The organism is Leifsonia aquatica H1aii (assembly GCF_000633535.1).
Classification (GTDB): Bacteria; Actinomycetota; Actinomycetes; order Actinomycetales; family Microbacteriaceae; genus Leifsonia; species Leifsonia aquatica_A.
Window position 1 is genome coordinate 204,590 of sequence record NZ_AYMR01000006.1, and the last position, 18,590, is coordinate 223,179.

Annotated in this window: 16 protein-coding genes; 10 read left to right on the forward strand and 6 right to left on the reverse strand. The window is 71.9% G+C overall.

Translation table 11 applies throughout. From position 1 onward, the window contains the following. The first annotated feature begins 102 nt into the window (after nt 1–102). From U870_RS22370 to U870_RS0104885, 5 genes are read left to right on the forward strand one after another with little or no spacing between them, the layout of a single operon-like run. Nucleotides 103–3,717: an HtaA domain-containing protein gene (locus U870_RS22370; RefSeq protein ID WP_025156289.1), complete on the forward strand. Its 3,615-nt coding sequence runs from the start codon at nt 103–105 to the stop codon at nt 3,715–3,717. Then, nucleotides 3,714–4,877: a heme/hemin ABC transporter substrate-binding protein gene (locus tag U870_RS0104870; protein WP_025156290.1), complete on the forward strand. Its 1,164-nt coding sequence runs from the start codon at nt 3,714–3,716 to the stop codon at nt 4,875–4,877. The genes U870_RS22370 and U870_RS0104870 overlap by 4 nt, the downstream gene beginning before the upstream one ends. Continuing rightward, the gene (locus tag U870_RS0104875; protein ID WP_025156291.1) at nt 4,874–5,983 is read left to right on the forward strand and encodes a FecCD family ABC transporter permease; all 1,110 of its coding nucleotides are present in this window, start codon (nt 4,874–4,876) and stop codon (nt 5,981–5,983) included. Before U870_RS0104870 ends, U870_RS0104875 begins: the two co-directional genes overlap by 4 nt. Next, the gene (locus U870_RS0104880; protein WP_025156292.1) at nt 5,980–6,807 is read left to right on the forward strand and encodes a heme ABC transporter ATP-binding protein; all 828 of its coding nucleotides are present in this window, start codon (nt 5,980–5,982) and stop codon (nt 6,805–6,807) included. The genes U870_RS0104875 and U870_RS0104880 overlap by 4 nt, the downstream gene beginning before the upstream one ends. Beyond that, nucleotides 6,804–7,175, forward strand: coding sequence for a hypothetical protein (locus U870_RS0104885; RefSeq protein WP_240183630.1), 372 nt, complete (start codon nt 6,804–6,806; stop codon nt 7,173–7,175). Before U870_RS0104880 ends, U870_RS0104885 begins: the two co-directional genes overlap by 4 nt. Here U870_RS0104885 and U870_RS0104890 read toward each other — a convergent pair. Continuing rightward, nucleotides 7,135–7,419, reverse strand: a complete 285-nt coding sequence (locus U870_RS0104890) for a GNAT family N-acetyltransferase (protein WP_025156294.1) — start codon at nt 7,417–7,419, stop codon at nt 7,135–7,137. The two genes, U870_RS0104885 and U870_RS0104890, sit on opposite strands and share 41 nt — an antisense overlap. A gap of 48 nt (nt 7,420–7,467) precedes the next feature. On the opposite strand from U870_RS0104890, the gene U870_RS0104895 reads away from it, so the two are divergent. Together U870_RS0104895 and U870_RS0104900 are read left to right on the forward strand one after the other, a co-directional pair. Beyond that, nucleotides 7,468–8,364 carry a DNA-methyltransferase gene (locus U870_RS0104895; protein ID WP_025156295.1) on the forward strand — a complete coding sequence of 299 codons (897 nt, stop codon included), beginning with the start codon at nt 7,468–7,470 and terminating at the stop codon, nt 8,362–8,364. Between the two features lie 97 nt (nt 8,365–8,461). Continuing rightward, complete coding sequence (locus tag U870_RS0104900) at nt 8,462–9,286, forward strand: phosphatase PAP2 family protein (protein WP_025156296.1); 825 nt, start codon at nt 8,462–8,464, stop codon at nt 9,284–9,286. A gap of 91 nt (nt 9,287–9,377) precedes the next feature. Here U870_RS0104900 and U870_RS0104905 read toward each other — a convergent pair whose 3' ends face one another. Then, complete coding sequence (locus U870_RS0104905) at nt 9,378–10,400, reverse strand: LacI family DNA-binding transcriptional regulator (RefSeq protein ID WP_043709412.1); 1,023 nt, start codon at nt 10,398–10,400, stop codon at nt 9,378–9,380. 101 nt (nt 10,401–10,501) lie between these two features. On the opposite strand from U870_RS0104905, the gene U870_RS0104910 reads away from it, so the two are divergent. The 3 genes from U870_RS0104910 to U870_RS0104920 are packed head-to-tail and all read left to right on the forward strand — an operon-like array spanning nt 10,502 to nt 13,835. Further along, entirely contained in the window at nt 10,502–11,476 is a 975-nt protein-coding gene (locus tag U870_RS0104910; RefSeq protein WP_025156298.1) for a nucleoside hydrolase, read from the forward strand. Next, on the forward strand, nt 11,473–12,918 hold the full coding sequence (locus U870_RS0104915; RefSeq protein ID WP_025156299.1) for an MFS transporter: 1,446 nt from the start codon (nt 11,473–11,475) through the stop codon (nt 12,916–12,918). Before U870_RS0104910 ends, U870_RS0104915 begins: the two co-directional genes overlap by 4 nt. Further along, on the forward strand, nt 12,915–13,835 hold the full coding sequence (locus tag U870_RS0104920) for a ribokinase (protein ID WP_025156300.1): 921 nt from the start codon (nt 12,915–12,917) through the stop codon (nt 13,833–13,835). Before U870_RS0104915 ends, U870_RS0104920 begins: the two co-directional genes overlap by 4 nt. Nucleotides 13,836–13,928: 93 nt before the next feature. Here U870_RS0104920 and U870_RS0104925 read toward each other — a convergent pair whose 3' ends face one another. The 4 genes from U870_RS0104925 to U870_RS0104940 are packed head-to-tail and all read right to left on the reverse strand — an operon-like array spanning nt 13,929 to nt 18,498. Continuing rightward, the gene (locus U870_RS0104925) at nt 13,929–14,951 is read right to left on the reverse strand and encodes a LacI family DNA-binding transcriptional regulator (RefSeq protein WP_025156301.1); all 1,023 of its coding nucleotides are present in this window, start codon (nt 14,949–14,951) and stop codon (nt 13,929–13,931) included. A 27-nt stretch (nt 14,952–14,978) separates the two neighbouring features. Next, on the reverse strand, nt 14,979–16,460 hold the full coding sequence (locus U870_RS0104930; RefSeq protein WP_025156302.1) for a GH1 family beta-glucosidase: 1,482 nt from the start codon (nt 16,458–16,460) through the stop codon (nt 14,979–14,981). Nucleotides 16,461–16,462: 2 nt separating this feature from the next. Beyond that, nucleotides 16,463–17,368, reverse strand: a complete 906-nt coding sequence (locus U870_RS0104935) for a carbohydrate ABC transporter permease (protein WP_025156303.1) — start codon at nt 17,366–17,368, stop codon at nt 16,463–16,465. Continuing rightward, a complete protein-coding gene (locus U870_RS0104940) occupies nt 17,365–18,498 on the reverse strand; it encodes a carbohydrate ABC transporter permease (protein ID WP_025156304.1) in 1,134 nt (377 codons plus the stop codon). The genes U870_RS0104935 and U870_RS0104940 overlap by 4 nt, the downstream gene beginning before the upstream one ends. Nucleotides 18,499–18,590: the final 92 nt, after the last annotated feature.

The following is an 18,590-nucleotide window of genomic DNA, read 5'->3' on the forward strand; positions in this document are numbered from 1 at the left end:
GCTCTGTTAGGTTAGGCATGGCTTAGTTAGTTGAGCCTTACCTAAACCTCACCTTCAGAGATCGCCGCGGATCGGCCCGAGCCGACCGCTGCCAGGAGTGCCATGACAGCGTCCCGAACTGCTTCGACAGCCCCAGATCCCGAGAGGCCGCGCACGCCCCGTCGTGCGCGCCGCATCCTCGCCGGCGCCCTCGCGACGCTGCTCGCGGCCGCCGGCCTCACGGCCATCGGCGCAGCACCCGCGATGGCCGCCGGCCCCGCCGTCTCGGCCCCCGCGGTGCCCGCCGCGGGCGGCACCATCACCGTGACCGGCAGCGGCTTCGCCGCGACGGCACCCGGCATCTACCTCGCCGTCGGACCGGCCGGACTGGGCGGCTTCTACCAGGGCGCGGGCAGCCTGCTCGCGACCGAGACCGTCTGGATCGCCCCCGGCAACGAGACCGTCTCCTCCGGCACCGCGCGCCAGGAGCCGATGGCCGCGGACGGGACGTTCACCGTCCAGCTGACCGTCCCCGCCCCGACCGAGTCCACTCCGGCGTACGCGATCTACACCTCCAAGGCGCACGGACAGGGCTTCTCCGATCCATCGCAGAACACGATCACGGCGCTCAGCTACGCGGCACCCGAGCCGACGAACACCGCCGTCTCACTGACCAGTGACGTCGCGAGCGTGCAAGAGGGCGCCGCCGTCGCGCTGACGGCGACCGTCACCCCCGCGGAGGCGGCGGGGACGGTCACCTTCTCGGAGGGATCGACGACCCTCGGCACGCAGCCCGTCGCGTCCGGGACCGCCGCGCTCACGACCAGCGCCCTGTCCGTCGGCACCCACGGCATCACCGCATCCTTCGCACCGTCCGACGGCGGGGCCTACACCGGCTCGACGTCGGCCGCGACCACCGTCACCGTCACGGCGGCTCCTCAGCCGACCGGTCCGACCATCGTGGCGAGCCCGGCGAGCGGCATCGCGCCCGTCGCGGGGACCACGACCGCGACCGGGTCCGGCTTCTCGACCACCGGGACCGGCTTCTACATCGGCGTCGGCCCGAAGTCCGCCAAGGACAACGCCGACTGGTTCACGAACGCCTCGTACTACCAGGGCGTCAAGTGGGCGACCACCGCCGGAACCTACGGCGCGAAGATCAACGCCGACGGCACCGTCTCCATCGCCCTCAGCGGCCTGAAGCGCGTCTTCACCTCGAACGGGGCCGGCGTGGACTGCGCCGCCGTCGAGTGCGGTGTTTTCACCTTCGCCGCGCACGGCTCCGCCGACCGCAGCCAGGACACCTACACCCCGATCGCCTTCGCGGCGCCGAAGTCGACCACCCTGACCGTCTCGAGCTCCGCCTCGTCGGTCGTCACGGGCACCTCGGTCACCCTCACGGCGACGGTCGACCCCGCCGCCGTCGGTTCCGTCGAGTTCTTCGACGGCAGCACCTCCCTCGGCACCTCCGCCATCGCCACCGGCACGACGGCGACACTCGACACCAGCGCCCTCGCGGTCGGCTCGCACCAGCTCAGTGCGGTCTTCACGCCGACCGACCCGACCGTCGCCACCGCCTCGACCGCCTCGGCGATCACCGTCACGGTGACGGCGACCGCCGTGCCCGCGGTGGCCGTCAGCCCCACCACCGGCATCGACCCCGCGGGCGGCTCCGTCACCGTCAGCGGCACCGGATTCTCCACCGCGGGCAAGGGCTTCTACATCGGCATCGGCCCGAAGTCGGCTAAGGACAACGCCGACTGGTACTCCAACTCGAAGTACTACCAGGGCGTCAAGTGGGCGACCACGGCGGGCACCTACGGTGCGAAGATCAACGCCGACGGCACGTTCAGCATCACGCTGACGGGCCTCAAGCGCGCCTTCACCTCGAACGGGGCCGGCGTGGACTGCGCCGCCACCGAGTGCGGCGTCTACACCTTCGCATCCGGCGGGTCGACCGACCGCAGCCAGGACACCTACACACCGATCGCCTTCGCTGCCCCGACGACGACCGCGGTGACCGTCTCGAGCAGCGCGTCGAGCGTCACAACCGGCACGGCCGTCACCTTCACTGCGACGGTCACGCCGGTCGCCGCCGGCACCGTCAAGTTCTTCGATGGCGCCGTCTCGCTCGGCTCGACCACGGCGACCAGCGGAGTCGCGTCGCTGTCCACCAGCACGCTGGGCGTCGGCTCGCACGCCATCACCGCGGCGTTCACGCCGACCGACGCGACCGTCGCCGCGCCGGCGACCTCGGCCGCGACGACCGTCACCGTGAACCCGGCCGGTGTCCCGACCGTGTCGGCACCGCAGATCCCGGCCGGGGGAGGCACGATCACCGTCACCGGCAGCGGCTTCTCCACGGCGGACCCCGGAATCTACCTGGGCCTCGGCCCGGCGGGCCTCCGCGGCTTCTACGCGGACTCGGGGAAGCTCATCCCGAGCGAGACGGTCTGGATCGCCGTGGGCAACCCCGACGTGACCTCGGGCACCACCCGCACCGCGCCGCTGAAGGCGGACGGGACCTTCACGGTCACGGTGACCGTGCCTGCGGCCTCGGACACCGTCCCGGCCTACGCGCTCTACACCTCGAAGGCGCACGGACAGGGCAACGTCGACCGGACGCAGGACACCACCACGGCGCTCTCCTACGCCGCGCCGGGCACCGCCATCACGCCGACCATCACGCTGACGACCTCGGGCGGCACCGGCAACGCCGGCGACCCGGTCGACGTCACCGTGCGGGTCACCCCGGCGGCCGACGGCACGATCACGCTGCTCGACAACGGGAAGGTCGTCGCTCGCGACGTTCGCCTGGTGCCCGACGTCACGGCCGCGCCCACCGCGCGGGTCGCCGTCTTCGCGGCGTTGGCTGCGTCCTCGTCGTCCGTGACGGTGCGGGTCCCCGGCCTGGCCGCCGGAACGCACGCCTTCTCGGCGAGCTTCTCGCCGGACGACCCCGACCTGTTCACCCCGGTGGTCTCCCCGCAGGTGCCGTTCGTCGTCCAGCCGGCCGCCGTCGCGACCCCGGAGGCTCCGGCCCCCGTCGCCGCGGCACAGCCGACCTGCGTGGCGCGCGCGGTGAGCGGCGCCTCGCTGGACTGGGGTGTGAAGACGAGCTTCCGCAACTACATCAGCGGCGGGATCGCGAACGGCTCCTGGACCCTCGCGGGCGTCACCTACTCCGGCGGCCAGTACGGCTGGACCGGCGGGAAGGGCACCTTCAACCCGGACGAGACCCGCGGTCTCGTGCGGTACTCCGGCTCGGTCTCCTTCACGGGACACGACGGCGTGCTGAACCTGGTGCTCTCCAACCTCGCCGTCCGCGTGACCAGCCCGACGCAGGCGACGCTCATCGCCGACGTGCACTCGACCGACATGGGCGGGAAGCCGAGCGACTTCTCGGGCGTCTCGTTCGCGACGATCGCGCTCGGCGGCGGCACGGCTTCGGGCTCGACCTACTCGGTCGACGGCGCGGCCACCGCGCTGACCGCCGACGGCGCCCAGGCGTTCGCCGGGTTCTACAAGGCAGGCGACGCGCTCGACCCGATCTCATTCCGGTTCCCGCTGGGCGCCGAGGTGCCGTGCGACAGCACGACGACCTCGGGCCTCGCCTCCACCGGCAGCGCCGGTGCGGGCTCGGTTCCGCTCTTCGGCGGGCTGCTGATCCTCGCGGGCATCGCCGCGGTGGCGGTCGTGCGCCGCCGGGCGACGCGTGCGGACGCGGAGGTTCTGTGACCCTGATCGGCACGAAGACCATGGGCGGCGCCTCCAGCGCCGCCCATGGGCGTTCCCGCACGTCGCGTCCTCTGCGGTCGCGCGCGGCCCGCGCCGTCGCCGTGGCCGCCCTGGTGTCCGTCCTGACGGGATGCGCGGCCGGGGCTCCGGCAGCGAAGCCGACGGCGGCGAGTCCGTCGGCCTCCGCGACCACGACGGGCGAGACGCTGCCCGACCCCCGCACCATCACCGGTCCCTCGACCGCGGCCTCCATCGCCGAGATCGAGCCGGTGGCGAAGAACCCGAAGCCGGCGCTCCCGGTCACCGTCACGGACGCGACCGGCACCTCGGTGACGATCACCGACACCAGCCGCATCCTCGCCCTCGACATCTACGGCACCCTCGCCGAGACGGTGGTCGGGCTGGGGCTCGGCGACAAGCTGGTCGGTCGCGGGTCCTCCAACACGCTCGACGTGATGAAGGACCTCCCGCTCGTGACGCAGAACGGGCACGAGCTGAACGGGGAGGCGATCCTCGCCCTGCACCCCACCCTCGTGCTCACGGACACCACCCTCGGCCCGCGCGAGGTGCAGGATCAGCTGCGCGCCTCCGGGGTGCCCGTGGTGTTCTTCGACCCGAAGCGCAGCATCGCCACGATCGGCGCGCAGACCATGGCCGTCGCCCATGCCGTCGGCCTGGACGGCGTCGGCGACCAGCTCGTGAAGCGCACCGACGAGGAGCTCGTCACGGCGAAGGCCGACATCGCGAAGCTCGCTCCGAAGGCGGACGCGGACAAGCTGCGCGTCGCTTTCCTGTACGTGCGCGGCACCGCCGGCGTCTTCTTCCTGTTCGGCAAGGGGATGGGCGCCGACGATCTGATCTCGGGCGTCGGCGCGGTGGATGTCGCCTCGGCGGCGGGCATCACCGGCGCGAAACCCGCGAACAGCGAAGCGCTGCTGGCGACGAACCCGGACGTCTTCCTGATGATGACCGACGGTCTGGAGTCCACCGGCGGTGTCGACGGCCTCCTGAAGCGGCCCGGGGTCGCCGACACGCTCGCCGGTCAGCACCGCCGGATCGTCGACATGTCGGACGGGCAGATCCTCTCCTTCGGGCCGACCACCCCCGCGGTGCTGCGCTCGCTCGCCGACGCGCTGTACCGGCCAGGGGCGGCGGGATGACCGCCCACGCCACCCGCACGGAACGGGCCGGTCGCGCCTCCCGCGCCGACCGGCCCGCCGTCGCGGCGGTGACGCGGGCACGCGGGCGGCGCGCGCTGGTCATCGGCTCGATGATCGTGCTGCTGCTCGCCGTGGTGCTGACGTCGTCGGCGCTCGGCCAGTTCTCCCTGTCGCCGGCCGAGATCTTCGCCTCGTTCGGCCGTCGGCTCGGGCTCGCGCCTATCACGCCGGCCGACCTGTACGCCGACGGCGCCCTCTGGAACGTGCGGTTCCCCCGCATCGTGCTGGGGCTGATCGTCGGCGCCGCCCTCGGCGTGGCGGGCGCCCTCATGCAGGGCGTGTTCGCGAACCCGCTGGCAGAGCCGGCGGTCGTCGGCGTCTCCGCGGGCGCCGCGGTCGGCGCGTGCGCGGCGATCGTCTTCGGCCTGCAGACCTTCGGCGCCGCCACGGTGCCCGCGGCCGCCTTCGTCTCGGGTGTGATCACGACGGTGCTCGTGTACGTCCTCGCTCGCGCGCGCGGACGCACCCGTGTGCTGATGCTCGTGCTCACCGGCATCGCCGTGAACGCGATCGCCAACGCGGTGATCGCCCTCTTCGTCTTCCTGGCGGACACCGCCAGCCGGGAGCAGATCATGTTCTGGCAGCTCGGTTCGTTGAACGGCGCGACCTGGTCGGCGGTCGGGGTGACGGTTCCGCTCCTGATCGTCGGCGTCGTCTGCGCCTGCCTGATGTCGCGGCGGCTGGATGCGCTCGCCCTCGGCGACCGCAGCGCCCGGCACCTCGGCGTCCCGGTCGAGCGTGTGCGGCTGGTCTCGATCCTCCTGGTGGCCCTGCTGACGGCGGTGGCCGTCTCGTTCGCCGGGATCATCGCATTCGTCGGGCTGATCGTTCCACACCTGCTGCGTCTGTTGATCGGGCCCGGTCACGGTGCTCTCCTGCCCGCGAGCGCCCTCGGCGGCGCGCTGCTGATCTCGGTCGCCGACGTGGTCGCGCGCACCGCTGTCCCCTTCGCGGACCTCCCGATCGGGATGTTCACCGCCCTCGTCGGCGGCCCGGTCTTCTTCATCCTGCTGCGACGCACCGTCGCGTCGGGGGAGAGCGCATGAACGCCGGCACGGCCACGACGGTCGGTGCCGAGCTGCGGGGCGTCGGCGTGACGATCGCCGGCCGCCGCATCCTCGACGACGTCGACCTCGCCGTGCGCGCGGGCGAGCTCGTCGCCCTCATCGGGCCCAACGGCGCCGGCAAGTCCACCGCGCTCGGGGTGCTCGCCGGGGACACCGCGCCCGACGCCGGCGCCGCCCTGATCGACGGCCGGGACACCCGCAGCGTGAAGGTCGGGGAGCTCGGCCGGATGCGCGCGGTGCTCCTGCAGCAGAAGGGCGTCTCGTTCTCCTATCCGGTGCGCGAGGTGGTCGCGATGGGGCGGATGCCCTGGGCGCGCACACCGCAGAGCGACGACGACGAGGCGATCATCGCCGACGCCCTGGAGCGCACCTCCACCGCGCACCTCGTCGACCGCGACGTCACCACGCTCTCCGGCGGCGAGCTCGCCCGGGTCTCCCTGGCACGGGTGCTCGCCCAGCGCTGCCCGATCGTGCTGCTCGACGAACCGACCGACGCGCTCGACCTCGGCCACCAGGAGCAGGTGCTCACGGTCGCCGCCGAGCTCGCTCGCACCGGCTGCGCCGTGCTCGCGGTGCTCCACGATCTCAATCTCGCGGCGGCCTACGCCGATCGCGTCGTGCTCCTGAGCGACGGTCGGGTGGTCGCCGACGGCTCCCCGGAGGAGGTCCTCACGGCCGAGCGGGTGGCCGAGGTCTACGCGTATCCCGTCGACGTCATCCCGCATCCGCAGAGCGGCGCACCCTTGGTGCTTCCTGTGCGTCCACAGGGCGCGCGGCGGGCCTCCGGTACCATCGAGGGGTGAATTGGTGGGTCGTGGGCGTCGTCGTGGCGCTCGTCGCGGTGATCGTCGTGGCGGTGAAGCTCGGCTGGATCGACCTCTCCAACAAGGCCCAGCGCGGCTCCGGGACCATGAGCGGCGCCATCGGCGGCTCGTTCGACGAGATCTTCGCGCCCACGCGCCACGAGGCCCAGCAGGAGCTTGATCGGCAGTCCTTCCTTCCGGCTCCCGCACCGCTCCCCGGCGACGGGGAGAAGGGGGTCTGGGAGGGCGGCAAGATCACGATCGACGTCGGCTCCCAGGGCAACGGGCAGCGCGCCGAGGGGCGCGCCGTCGACGACGACGGCCGGTCTACCGCCGTTGCAGGGCGGCGTAGTCGGGATGCGCGCTGAGCCAGCTCCGCACGTAGGGGCATGACGCGATCACGCGGCGCTCCGAGGTGTCGCGCACGTCGTCGAGGGCTGTCTGCACGAGTGTCGACGCCATCCCCTTCTCGCGTTTCGCCGGGTCGACCTCGGTGTGCGTGAAGACGATCGCGTCATCGCGGAGGTCGTACTCGGCGACCCCGATGCGCTCGCCGTCTTTGTAGAGCGCGTAGCGCGACTCGTCGGGCTCGTTCTGCACCGTCAGGCTCATGGCGGCAACGCTACTCCTGCGGCGCCGGGTCGCTGCGAGAATGGACCCATGCTCGAGTCCGTCCCCGCCGCCGACCCCGCGGCGCCGCTGTGGCACCCCGCCGCACCGAGCACCGTCGTGCACGCCGACAACCTCGATGTCGTCGCGGCTCTTCCGGACGAGTCGTTCCGGCTGATCTACCTCGACCCTCCCTTCAACACGGGCCGTTCGCAGGCGCGCCGCGCGATGAAGGCGGTGCGGTCGGAGCCGGGCGCGGGAGGCAGCGTGATCGGTTTCAAGGGGCGCAGCTACGAGCGCATCAAGGGCGACCTCCTGAGCTACGACGACCGGTTCGAGGACTACTGGGAGTTCCTCGAACCCCGGCTGATCGAGGCCTGGCGAGTGCTCGCCGACGACGGGACGCTCTACCTGCACCTCGACTATCGGGAGTCGCACTATGCCAAGGTGCTGCTCGACGCGCTCTTCGGTCGTGAGAGCTTCCTCAACGAGATCGTCTGGGCCTACGACTACGGGGCGAAGTCCAAGACGCGCTGGCCGGCGAAGCACGACACCATCCTGGTGTACGTGAAGAATCCGTCCGGCTACTTCTTCGACTCGTCCGCGGTCGATCGCGAGCCGTACATGGCTCCTGGACTGGTCACTCCCGAGAAGGCCGAGCTCGGCAAGCTGCCCACCGACGTGTGGTGGCACACGATCGTCTCGCCGACCGGCCGCGAGAAGACGGGGTATCCGACCCAGAAACCGGAGGGCGTGCTGCGCAGGATCGTTCAGGCCTCCAGTCGGGAAGGGGACTGGGTGCTCGACTTCTTCGCGGGCAGCGGCACCACCGGGGCCGTCGCGGCGGCACTCGGCCGGCACTTCCTGCTGGTGGACAGCAACCCGGAGGCCATCGCGGTGATGCGGGAGCGGTTCGCCCGCGACGAGCGCGACGTCCGCTTCGTCTGAACCGCGGCGACGACGCGGCGACCACCTGGCGCCGGAGCGGCGCCTTCCCGGCGACCGTCCGGAGATTTCCGAGCCGCGTGTGGAAGGGTTGTTGACTATGCGACCGGTCCTGCGAGCCCTGCCCTTCCTGTGGGGCGCGATCGGGACCGCGCTCGCCTTCACCGGGGTGTACCTGCTGTTCGTGCGCAGCTACGTCGGCCAGGTGATCGACGAGCGGGCCTTCGCCGGGGCGGACGCGTGGAAGGGCGACCTGATCGACTTCGCGCACACCTTCCTCAACGCGCTTCCGGTGGCGGCCGTCTTCATCGGCGCCGTCATCGCGCTGATCGTGGTGATCGTGCGGCGCAATTGGCTGGTGTTCGCGGTCGCCGTCGGAGCCGCGATCGGTGCGAACGTGAGTACGCAGATCCTCAAGTACTCCATCCTGTCCCGACCCGAGAAGGGCGTGGACGCAGGCCTCGCGAACTCTCTGCCGTCCGGACACACCTCGGTCGCGGCGTCGGCCGCCCTGGTCGTCTTCCTGGTGGCGTCGCCGCGCTTCCGCCCGCTCGCCGCGGTGATCGGAGCGGTCTTCACGATCGCGGCAGGAGCCTCCACCCTCGTCGAGCAGTGGCACCGGCCCAGCGATGTCATCGCCGGCATGCTCGTGGTCGCTTTCTGGGGTTGCGTTGCGGGGCTCGTGCTCAGCGGTCTCCGGCTGCGGCCGGCGGAGCAGCCGGTGCGGACGAAGCTGTGGCCGCTGGTGTGGATCGCCGCCGTGTGTGCCGTCGGGGCCCTGGTCTCACTGCTGATCACCTACTTCTCCGCGCAGCAGGGGGCCTCGCACCTCTTCATCGCGTACGCCGGGGGCGTGGCCGCGATCGTCGCGACCGGTCTGATCCTCGCCGTGCTCGGCAACCGGGTCTACCGCGCCCTCGCCTAGCGCTCGGCTCCCCGCACAGATTCGTGCCGAATGTCGCGAATGGCGGCGCCATTCCCCACATTCGTGCGGAATGCGGAGGAGACGGGTCGCGTCAGGTGGAGGCGCGGACGGTGAGGGTCGCGGCGAGCGGGCCCGGTGACTCCTCCGGGGTCGCGTCGTCGGGCGCGATCAGCGCCAGCAGCCGGTGGGCGGCGGCGCGGCCGAGCGCATCGCCCGGGAGGGCGACGCTGGTCAGGCTCGGCGCGGTGACCGCGGAGGCCGGGAGGTCGTCGAAGCCGGCGACCGCGATGTCCTCCGGCACGCGGATCCCCGCGGAGGCGCAGGCCGCGAGCACGCCGTGGGCCAGTGTGTCCGCTGCCGCGACGACGGCGGTCGCGCCGGCGGCGCGCCACGCCGGCAGCGCCGCGAGCGTTGCGGCGGCGGCCTCGCCGACGTCCGGCCCGCTGCGCACGTCCGGCTCGGCCAGCAGCGTCATCCCGTGACGGACAGCGGCCTCCCGGAGCAGCTCCCGGCGGAGCGTGTAGGTGGCCGCGGGGGTCGCGCCGTCGAGGTAGCCGATGGTGCGGTGGCCGCGCTCGGCCAGGTGACGCGCGAGCTCCTCGACCCCCGGAGCGAGGTCGTAGTTGACGGCGGCGGCGCGCGACTCGAGGCCCGGGGCGTCGAGCAGCACGAGCGGGGTGCCGGCGGGCAGATCGTCGAGGAACTCGGGGCCGGGCGCCGAGACGAGCAGTCCGGCCGGGCGCAGGGAGGAGAGCCGCCGCACGTCGGTGGCGGTCGGCTGGGCGCCGCTCGCCGCCGCGGAGAGCAGCAACTGGTAGCGCTGGCCGAGCTCCTCCTGCACGCCTTTGATCACGCGGCCGAAGAACGGGTTCGGGAGGTCGGGCGCCAGCAGCACGACGATGTCGCTCGTCCCGCGGGCCAGCGCGCTCGCGGCGCCGTCGACCACGTAGCCCAGCTCGGCGACGGCGGCGAGCACGCGGGCGGCGTTCTCGTCCGAGATGCGTCCGCGCGCCTTGCCGTTCACGACCAGCGAGACGGTCGCGATGCTCGTCCCCGCCCGCTCCGCCACCATGGCCGCGGTCACCCGACGGGGTGCGGGCGGGAGCGAGGACATGGTCTCGATGCTATCGGTGGCCACCCGCCGGTTTGCGACGTCAAGCGCTTTACGCTTACAGTGTCAAGCGTTTGACGTCCCCGACGAAGCGGAAGGCTCCCATGGAGAAGATCATCCTGGACTGCGACCCGGGGCATGACGACGCGATCGCGCTCATGCTCGCCCACGGCAATCCCGACATCGACCTGCTGGCGGTCACGACCGTCGCAGGCAACCAGACCCTCGAGAAGGTGACCCGCAACGCGCTCGCCGTGGCACGCGTGGCCGGGATCGTCGGCGTGCCGTTCGCCGCCGGCGCCGACCGTCCGCTCACCCGCCCCGTGGAGGTCGCCCCGAGCATCCACGGCGAGTCCGGCCTCGACGGCCCCGAGCTCCCGGAGCCGGCCTTCGAGCTCGACGGCCGGCACGCGGTCCAGCTCATCATCGACACCGTGATGGCGCACGACCCCGGCACGGTCACGCTCGTCCCGACCGGCGCGCTCACCAACATCGCGCTCGCCGTGCGGCAGGAGCCGCGGCTGGTCGAGCGGGTCAAGCAGGTCGTGCTCATGGGCGGCGGCGTGCATGTCGGCAACTGGAGCCCGGTCGCCGAGTTCAACATCGTCATCGACCCGGAGGCGGCCGACATCGTCTTCGGCGCCGGCTGGAAGGTCGTCATGTGCGGCCTCGACGTCACCCACCAGGCACTTGCGACCCCGGAGGTCGCCACCCGCATCGCCGCGATCGGCACGGCCCCGGCGCGTTTCGTCGGCGAACTGCTCGAGTTCTTCGGCCGCACCTACGCCGACGTCCAGGGCTTCGACAGCCCGCCCGTCCACGATCCGGTCGCGGTCGCCTACGTGATCGACCCGACCGTCGTCCGCGCGGTGCAGATGCCGATCGCCATCGAGACGCAGGGGCGGCTGACCACGGGGATGACCGTGGCCGACCTCCGTTCGTCCGCTCCCGCCGACTGCCCGACCTGGGCCGCGATGGAGCTCGACCACACAGGCTTCTGGGACCTCGTCGTCGACGCGCTCGAGCGCATCGGGGACCCGACGGACGCCGAGACCGAGACCGCGGGAGCCGCCGCGTGAGCGCCACCGCCCCCACCCCGGTCTCCGCGCCGACCGGTCGGCCCGTCCGCATCGCGGCACTGACCGCGGCGCTGCTCGCCGCCTGCGTGGCCTTCCAGCTCAACGCCAGCATGCTCAGCCCGGTGCTCGTCACCATGGGGCACGAGCTGCACACCGACGAGGCGACGATCGGCCTCTCGCAGACCCTCTTCTTCACCATCGCGGCGCTGTTCTCCCTGTTCCTGCCGCGCCTGAGCGACATCGTCGGCCGCAAGCGGGTGCTCCTGGCGATGCTCGTCGTCATGCTGATCGGCAGCGTGGTCGCCGCGCTCGCTCTCAACGTCGGGATGCTGTTCGCCGGCCGTCTCATCCAGGGCGTCACCGGCCCGGTCGTCCCGATCTGCCTCCTGATGCTGCGCGCCGAGATCTCCGACCCGCGCAAGTACGGCGCCGCCATGGGCCTGCTGACCGCGGTCAACGGCGGCATCGCCGGCATCGACGCCATCGCCGGCGGCTGGCTCGCCACGACCTTCGGCTTCCGCTCCGTGTTCTGGACGATCGCCGTCGTGACCGTCGTCGCCGTCGTCATGGTGCTGGTCTGGGCCGCCGAGTCGCGCCCCTCGGAAGGCGTGCGGATGGACTGGTGGGGCGTGCTCCCGCTGGTCGTCTCGATCGGCGCGCTCCTCACCGGTCTGAACGAGGCCGGGCGCCTCGCCGCAGCGAACTGGGTCCTCGTCGCGCTCTCTCTGGCCGTCGCCGTCATCGCGTTCATCATCTTCTGGCGGGTGGAGAACCGGGTGACCCAGCCGCTCGTCCCCACCCCGCTGCTGCGCCGCCGCTCCACCTGGGCGCTGCTGGCCACGACCCTGCTCACCATGACCGGTGTGTTCGCCGTCGTGAACGGACTGGTGACCTCCCTCGCGCAGAACGCGGACGCGGGCTTCGGCATGGCGCCCGACCTGGCGTCGCTGGCCTTCCTCACGCCGTATGCGCTGGTCGGTTGGATCGTCGGCCCGCTCGCCGGTCGCCTCGCACCGGTGCTCGGCTACCGCCGCATCCTGCGCATCGGGCTCACCGGCACCATCGTCGCGACCGTCGTCATGGCGTTCGTCGGTGTGCACTCCCTGCCCGTGCTCATCGCGACGACCGTGGTCATCGGGATCGGCTACGCCGGCATCGGAAACATCATGCTCAACGGGCTCGGCATCGTGCTGTCCCCGGCGGAGAACCCGGGCTTCCTGCCGGGCCTCAACGCGGGCGCGTTCAACCTCGGCGCCGGCCTGAGCTTCGCGCTGCTGCCGGCCCTGCAGGTCGCGACGTCGGCGGCGCCGGACTCCACGACCGGATACTCTGCCGGAATGATGCTCGGAGCCGCCATCACCGCCGTCGCCCTCGCGGTGTCGTTCCTGATCCCCCGTCCCGACACCGCCGAGGTCGCGTCCTCGCGGGCGGCCGCTCGATGAGCGCCGCCCCGGCCGGCGGCCGCATCGTCGTCGTCGGCTCGCTGAACGCCGACCTCGTCGTGCAGACGGCCGCCTTCCCGAAGCCGGGCGAGACGGTCTCGGGAGGCGACCTCGCCACCGGTGCCGGCGGCAAGGGCGCGAACCAGGCCGTCGCGGCCGGCCGCCTGGGCGGCGCGGTCAGCCTGGTCGGCGCGATCGGCGCGGACGCGCATGGCGAGCTGCTGCGCTCGGCCGTCGCCGGGTCCGGGGTGGACGTCTCGTCGGTCGCGGTGCGCGACGGCGTGGCGACCGGCACGGCGCTGATCACGGTGGACGCCCACGGCGAGAACACGATCGTGGTCTCGCCCGGCGCCAACGGCACCCTGGCCCCCGCCGATCTCGCGGACGCCGTGCTCTCGGGCGCTGCCGTGCTGGGCCTCTGCCTGGAGGTGCCGGAGCCGGTGGTGGTGGATGCCGCCGAGCGCGCCCGCGCCGCCGGGCTCACCGTCGTGCTCAACCCCTCCCCGTTCCGTGTCGGAGCGCGCGAGCTGCTCCCGCTCGTGGACGTGCTGCTCGTCAACGAAGGCGAGGCCGCAGCGCTGCTCGGCGTCGCCGAGGACGCGTCGCCGGGCGCGCTGCGCGACGGCCTCGCCGCGCTCGGTGTGACCCGCGCCGTCGTGACGCGCGGCGCCGACGGCTGCGTCGTCGTCGACGGCTCCGCCGCTCCCGTCGCCGTGCCCGCCGTGCGCATCGACGCCGTGGACACCACCGGCGCCGGCGACGCGTTCATGGGCGCCCTGCTGCTCCGGCTCGCCGGCGGCGACACCCTGCTCGACGCGGCCCGCTTCGCGGTCGGCGTGGGTGCCTTCGCCGCCTCCCGCGCCGGTGCCCAGGCCTCCTACCCGACCCCCGCCGAGCTCGCCGCCTTCCTGCCCTGACCCGCGGCACATTCGTGCCGAATGCTGCGAAAGCGACGCGCTAACACCACATTCGGCACGAATGTGCGGCGCTCCGGAGCGGCGGGGGCGGGGTCAGGTGGATTCGCGGACGACGAGCTCGGTGGGGAGCAGCGTGACGCGCTCCACCTGCTCGCCCGCGATACGGCGCACCAGCACCTGCGCCATCGCCTGGCCGAGGCCGATCGACGGCTGGTGCACGGTCGTCAGCGGCGGCGCGGCGGTGATGCCGAAGTTGTCGTCGTCGAATCCCACCACAGCGATGTCGCCGGGGATGGTGAGCCCGGCCTCCCGGATCGCCGAATAGGCGCCGGCGGCCATCTGGTCGTTCGCGGCGAAGAGACCGTCGATCGGCACCCCGCGCGCGAGCAGCCGTCGCATCGCCTCCTTGCCGGAGAGCGGGGAGAAGTCGCCGAGCTCGACGAGGGAGCTGTCGAGACCGTGCGCCTCCAGCGCGCGGCGCCACCCGACCAGGCGGTCGAGTCCGGCGGGCATGTCCTGCGGGCCGGTGATGAGGGCGATGCTGCGCCGTCCGCGCGCGATGAGGTGCTCGGTCGCGCCGGCCGAGCCGGACACGTTGTCCACGTCGACGAAGTACGACTCCCCGGTCTCGTCGCCCACCGGCCGGCCGCCGAAGACGATCGGGAGGGAGGCGCCGAGCTCCACGTACGAGTGGTCGCCGGAGTGATGCGACACGACGAGCGCGCCGTCCACGTTGCCGCCCATGAGGTAGCGCCGGGTCTTGTCCGGGTTCGTCTCGGACGAGATGACCATGTTGAGCGTGTACTCGGTGTCGGCGAGGCTGAGCGCGACGCCCTGGACGATGGAGGCGAAGAACGGGTCGGCGAAGACCTTGGCCGTCGATTCCGGCACGACCAGGGCGATCACCTGCGTGCGGCGGGAGGCCAGCGAGCGGGCGGCGCGGTTGGGCACGTAGTTGAGGTCGGCGATGGCCGCGGTGACCGCGGCGACGACCTCGGGGGTGACCTTCGTCGAGCCGTTGACCACACGCGAGACCGTGGCGCGCGAGACTCCGGCGCGTGCCGCCACCGCCTCCAGGGTGGGCACGGCCACGGCGTCCACCGAATCCGTGGTCATCGGTCTCCTTCCCGTCCGTCGTCCATGCTAAGCGCGCGCCGCCGTGGCGCCGACGTCCGACGACTCCGCTTCGCGCGCGGCGGCGATGAGGCGGGCGAACGCACGGCCCGATTCCTTCACGGTGCGCACCTGCGTCTCGTAGTCCACAGACACGATGCCGAAGCGCTTCTCGTAGCCCCAGGCCCACTCGAAGTTGTCGAGCAGCGACCAGACGAAGTAGCCGCGCACGTCCGCCCCCTCGTCGATCGCGGCGCGCACGGCGTCGATGTGGGCGAGGATGTACGCCTCGCGCTCGGTGTCGCGGATGCGGCCGTCCGGGTCGGCCGCATCGTCGTAGGAGGCGCCGTTCTCGGTGATGTAGAGCGGCGGGAGGGCCGGGTACTCGGCCGTGAGCCGCACCAGCAGTGCGCGCAGCCCGTCGGGGTTGACCTCCCATCCCATCGCCGTGGTCGGCAGGTGCCGCGACGGGAAGGTGACGAACTCGCTGCCGACGAACGGCGATGCCTTCGGGCTGTCGGTGGGCACCACGGCGGCTGCGGCGTCGGCGGGCAGAGGGTGTCCGCTGACATTGTCGTCGTGGTAGTGGTTGACGCCCAGGAAGTCGAGCGGCTGGGCGATGGTCGCGAGGTCGCCGTCGTGCACGAGCGTCTCGAACCGGTGCTCCCGCAGGTCGTCGAGCACGTCCGTCGGGTACGCGCCCAGTAGGAGCGGTTCCAGGTACATCCGGTTCCAGAGCCCGTCGATGCGGCGGGCGGCGTCGAGGTCGACCGGGTCGGTCGGGTCGTTCGGCACCGCGGTCGTCAGGTTGAGGGTGATGCCGAGGCGCAGGCGGTCGAGGCGTCCCGGATCGCTCCCGGCGCCGACGGAGGCGATGGTCGCGCGTTCGCGGATGGCGTGAGCGGCGAGGCCGTGCGCCAGGTGCTGGTGGTGCAGTGCGGCGAGGGCCGCGTCGGGTTCGCGGCGGCCCGGCGCGTGCTCGCCCGCTGCGTACCCGATGAGGGAGGAGCACAGCGGCTCGTTGAAGGTCGTCCAGTGGTCGACCCGGTCGCCGAGCGCGTCGTAGACCGCGACGGCGTAGTCGCGGAAGCGGTAGGCCGTGTCGCGGTCCGCCCAGCCGCCCTTCTCCTCGAGCGCCTGCGGCAGGTCCCAGTGGTACAGCGTCAGCCAGGGCAGGATGCCGGCGCCGAGCAGCTCGTCCACCAGCCGGCTGTAGAAGTCCAGGCCGGCCGGGTTCACGGTCCGGTCGCCGGGCACGACGCGTGCCCAGGAGGTCGAGAAACGGTAGGACTGGAGGCCGAGGGAGGCCATCAGGGCGACGTCCTGGGGCATGCGGTGGTAGTGGTCCACCGCGCGCTCGGGGGTGTCGCCGCCGGCGATCGCGTTCGGGACGCGGGCGAAGGCGTCCCAGATGGAGTCCTCCTTGCCGTCCTCGTGGGCGGCGCCCTCGATCTGCGCGGCGGCCGTGGCGGAGCCCCACAGGAAGCCGTCGGGCCAGCGGTTGTCGGTCATTCTTAGCCTTTCACCGCGCCGGCCATGATGCCGGAGACAAGCTGCCGGCCGGCGAGCACGAAGAGGATGAGCAGGGGGATGGTCGCGAGCACGGCGCCGGCGAGCACGATCGAGTAGTCGACGTACTTCGCGGACTGCAGCTGGCTCAGCGCGACCTGCAGTGTGGGGTTCTGCGGCGCGACGAGCAGGGGCCAGAGGTAGTCGGTCCACGCGGTCATGAAGGTGAACAGCCCGAGGATCGCCATCGCCGGGCGGGCGGCGGGCACGCCGACGTGCCAGAAGGTGCGGATCATGTTCGCGCCGTCGACGCGCGCGGCCTCGATCAGCTCCTCGGGGATGACGTCGACCAGGTACTGGCGCATGAAGAAGACGCCGAACGCCGTGACGAGCGTCGGCACGATCACCGCGCCGAGGGTCCCGGTCCAGCCGAACTGCTTCATCACCATGAAGAGCGGGATGATGCCGAGCTGGGTCGGTACGGCCAGCGTCGCGATCACGAACACCATCAGGCCTTCACGGCCACGGAACCGCAGCTTGGCGAACGCGTAGCCCGCGAGGGTCGAGAACAGCACGACCGAGGCGGTGATGACGGTGGAGACGATGATCGAGTTGCCGAGCGCCTGCCAGAAGGGCACGGTGCCGAGCACCTCGCCGACGTTCTTCCAGAACTGGCCGCCCGGCAGCAGGGGCGGCCAGGTGGCGGTCAGCACGGTGCTGTCGCTGGAGCCGGCGACCGCCGACCACCAGAGCGGGTAGGCGCCGCCGACGAAGATGACGATGAGGATGCCGTAGGTGAGGAACCCCGGGCGCCGGTCGATGCCGAGGGCGCGACGCTTCGGGTCGCGCGGGGGGCGTGGGCCGTCCGTGCGCTGCGTGGAGCGCGCGCGCTGCTTGGCGACGGTGGTCACAGGTTCTTCTCCTCACTGGCCGCGGCCAGGGCGCGGGCGCCCTCGGCGGTGGCCTCGCGGTCCTCGCGGTCGTCGTCGCGATGGTCGCGGTCGTCCGCCGCTGCGGCGGCGCGACTGCGCGCGAGGCGCTTCGCTGTCCGTCTGGTGTGCAGACGCGCCTCTGTGGAGGCGATCCGCCGCGAGATCAGGAAGTTCAGGAGGCCGAACAGCACGATCAGGAGGAACAGCATCCAGGCGATCGCGGAGGCCTTTCCGAAGTTCTGCCGGTTGAAGGCCATGTCCCACAGGTAGAGCACGGTGGTCTGGTACTGGCGCTGCGGGCCTCCCGGCACGGCGCTCGACGGGTTGAACAGCTTCGGCTCGGTGAAGATCTGCAGACCGCCGATGGTCGCCGTGATGATGACGAAGATCATGGTGGGGCGGATGCTCGGCAGCGTGATCGAGAAGAAGCGGCGGAACGACCCGGCGCCGTCGAGTGCGGCCGACTCGTGGATGTCGCGCGGCACCGCCTGCATCGCCGCGAGCAGGATCAGGGCGTTGTAGCCGGTCCAGCGCCAGTTGACCATGGTCGCGATGGCGACGTGCGACGGGAACGTCTCCGTCTTCCACATCACGGGGTCGAGGCCGATGGCCTGGAGCATGTTGTTGATGAGGCCGTACTTCTCGTCGAACGCGCTCGAGAAGATCAGCGTGACGGCGACAGGGGTGACGACGTAGGGGAGCAGCACGCTCATGCGCCAGAAGGTCTTGGCGCGGATGTTCTGGTCGAGGATCGCCGCGATGAAGACGGCGGCGATGAGCTGGGGGATGGCGGACAGCAGGAAGATGCTGACCGTGTTGAAGAGCGAGTTCCAGAAGAACGGGTCCTTCAGCTCGGTGAGGTAGTTGCTGAAGCCGACCCACTCGCCGGGACCCGTGAGCAGGTTCCAGTTGTTGAGCGAGACGACGAACGTGTAGACCAGGGGGAACAGCCCGACGAGTCCGAACAGGACGAAGAACGGCGCCACGTAGAAGTACGGCGACGCCTTGACGTCGAAGCGGCTGAGCTTCTGTTTGAAGGTGAGCGCCTTGCGCGCATCCCGGTCGCGCCGGACCGCGGTCGCGGTCTCGGGGCGGGTGGCGGTGGTCATGCGGATCTCCGGTGGGCTGGGGTCGAGCCGCCGAGCACAGGTCTCTGCTCGTCTCCGAGGGATCGGGCGGATCGCCCGGCTCGGCGGCTCGT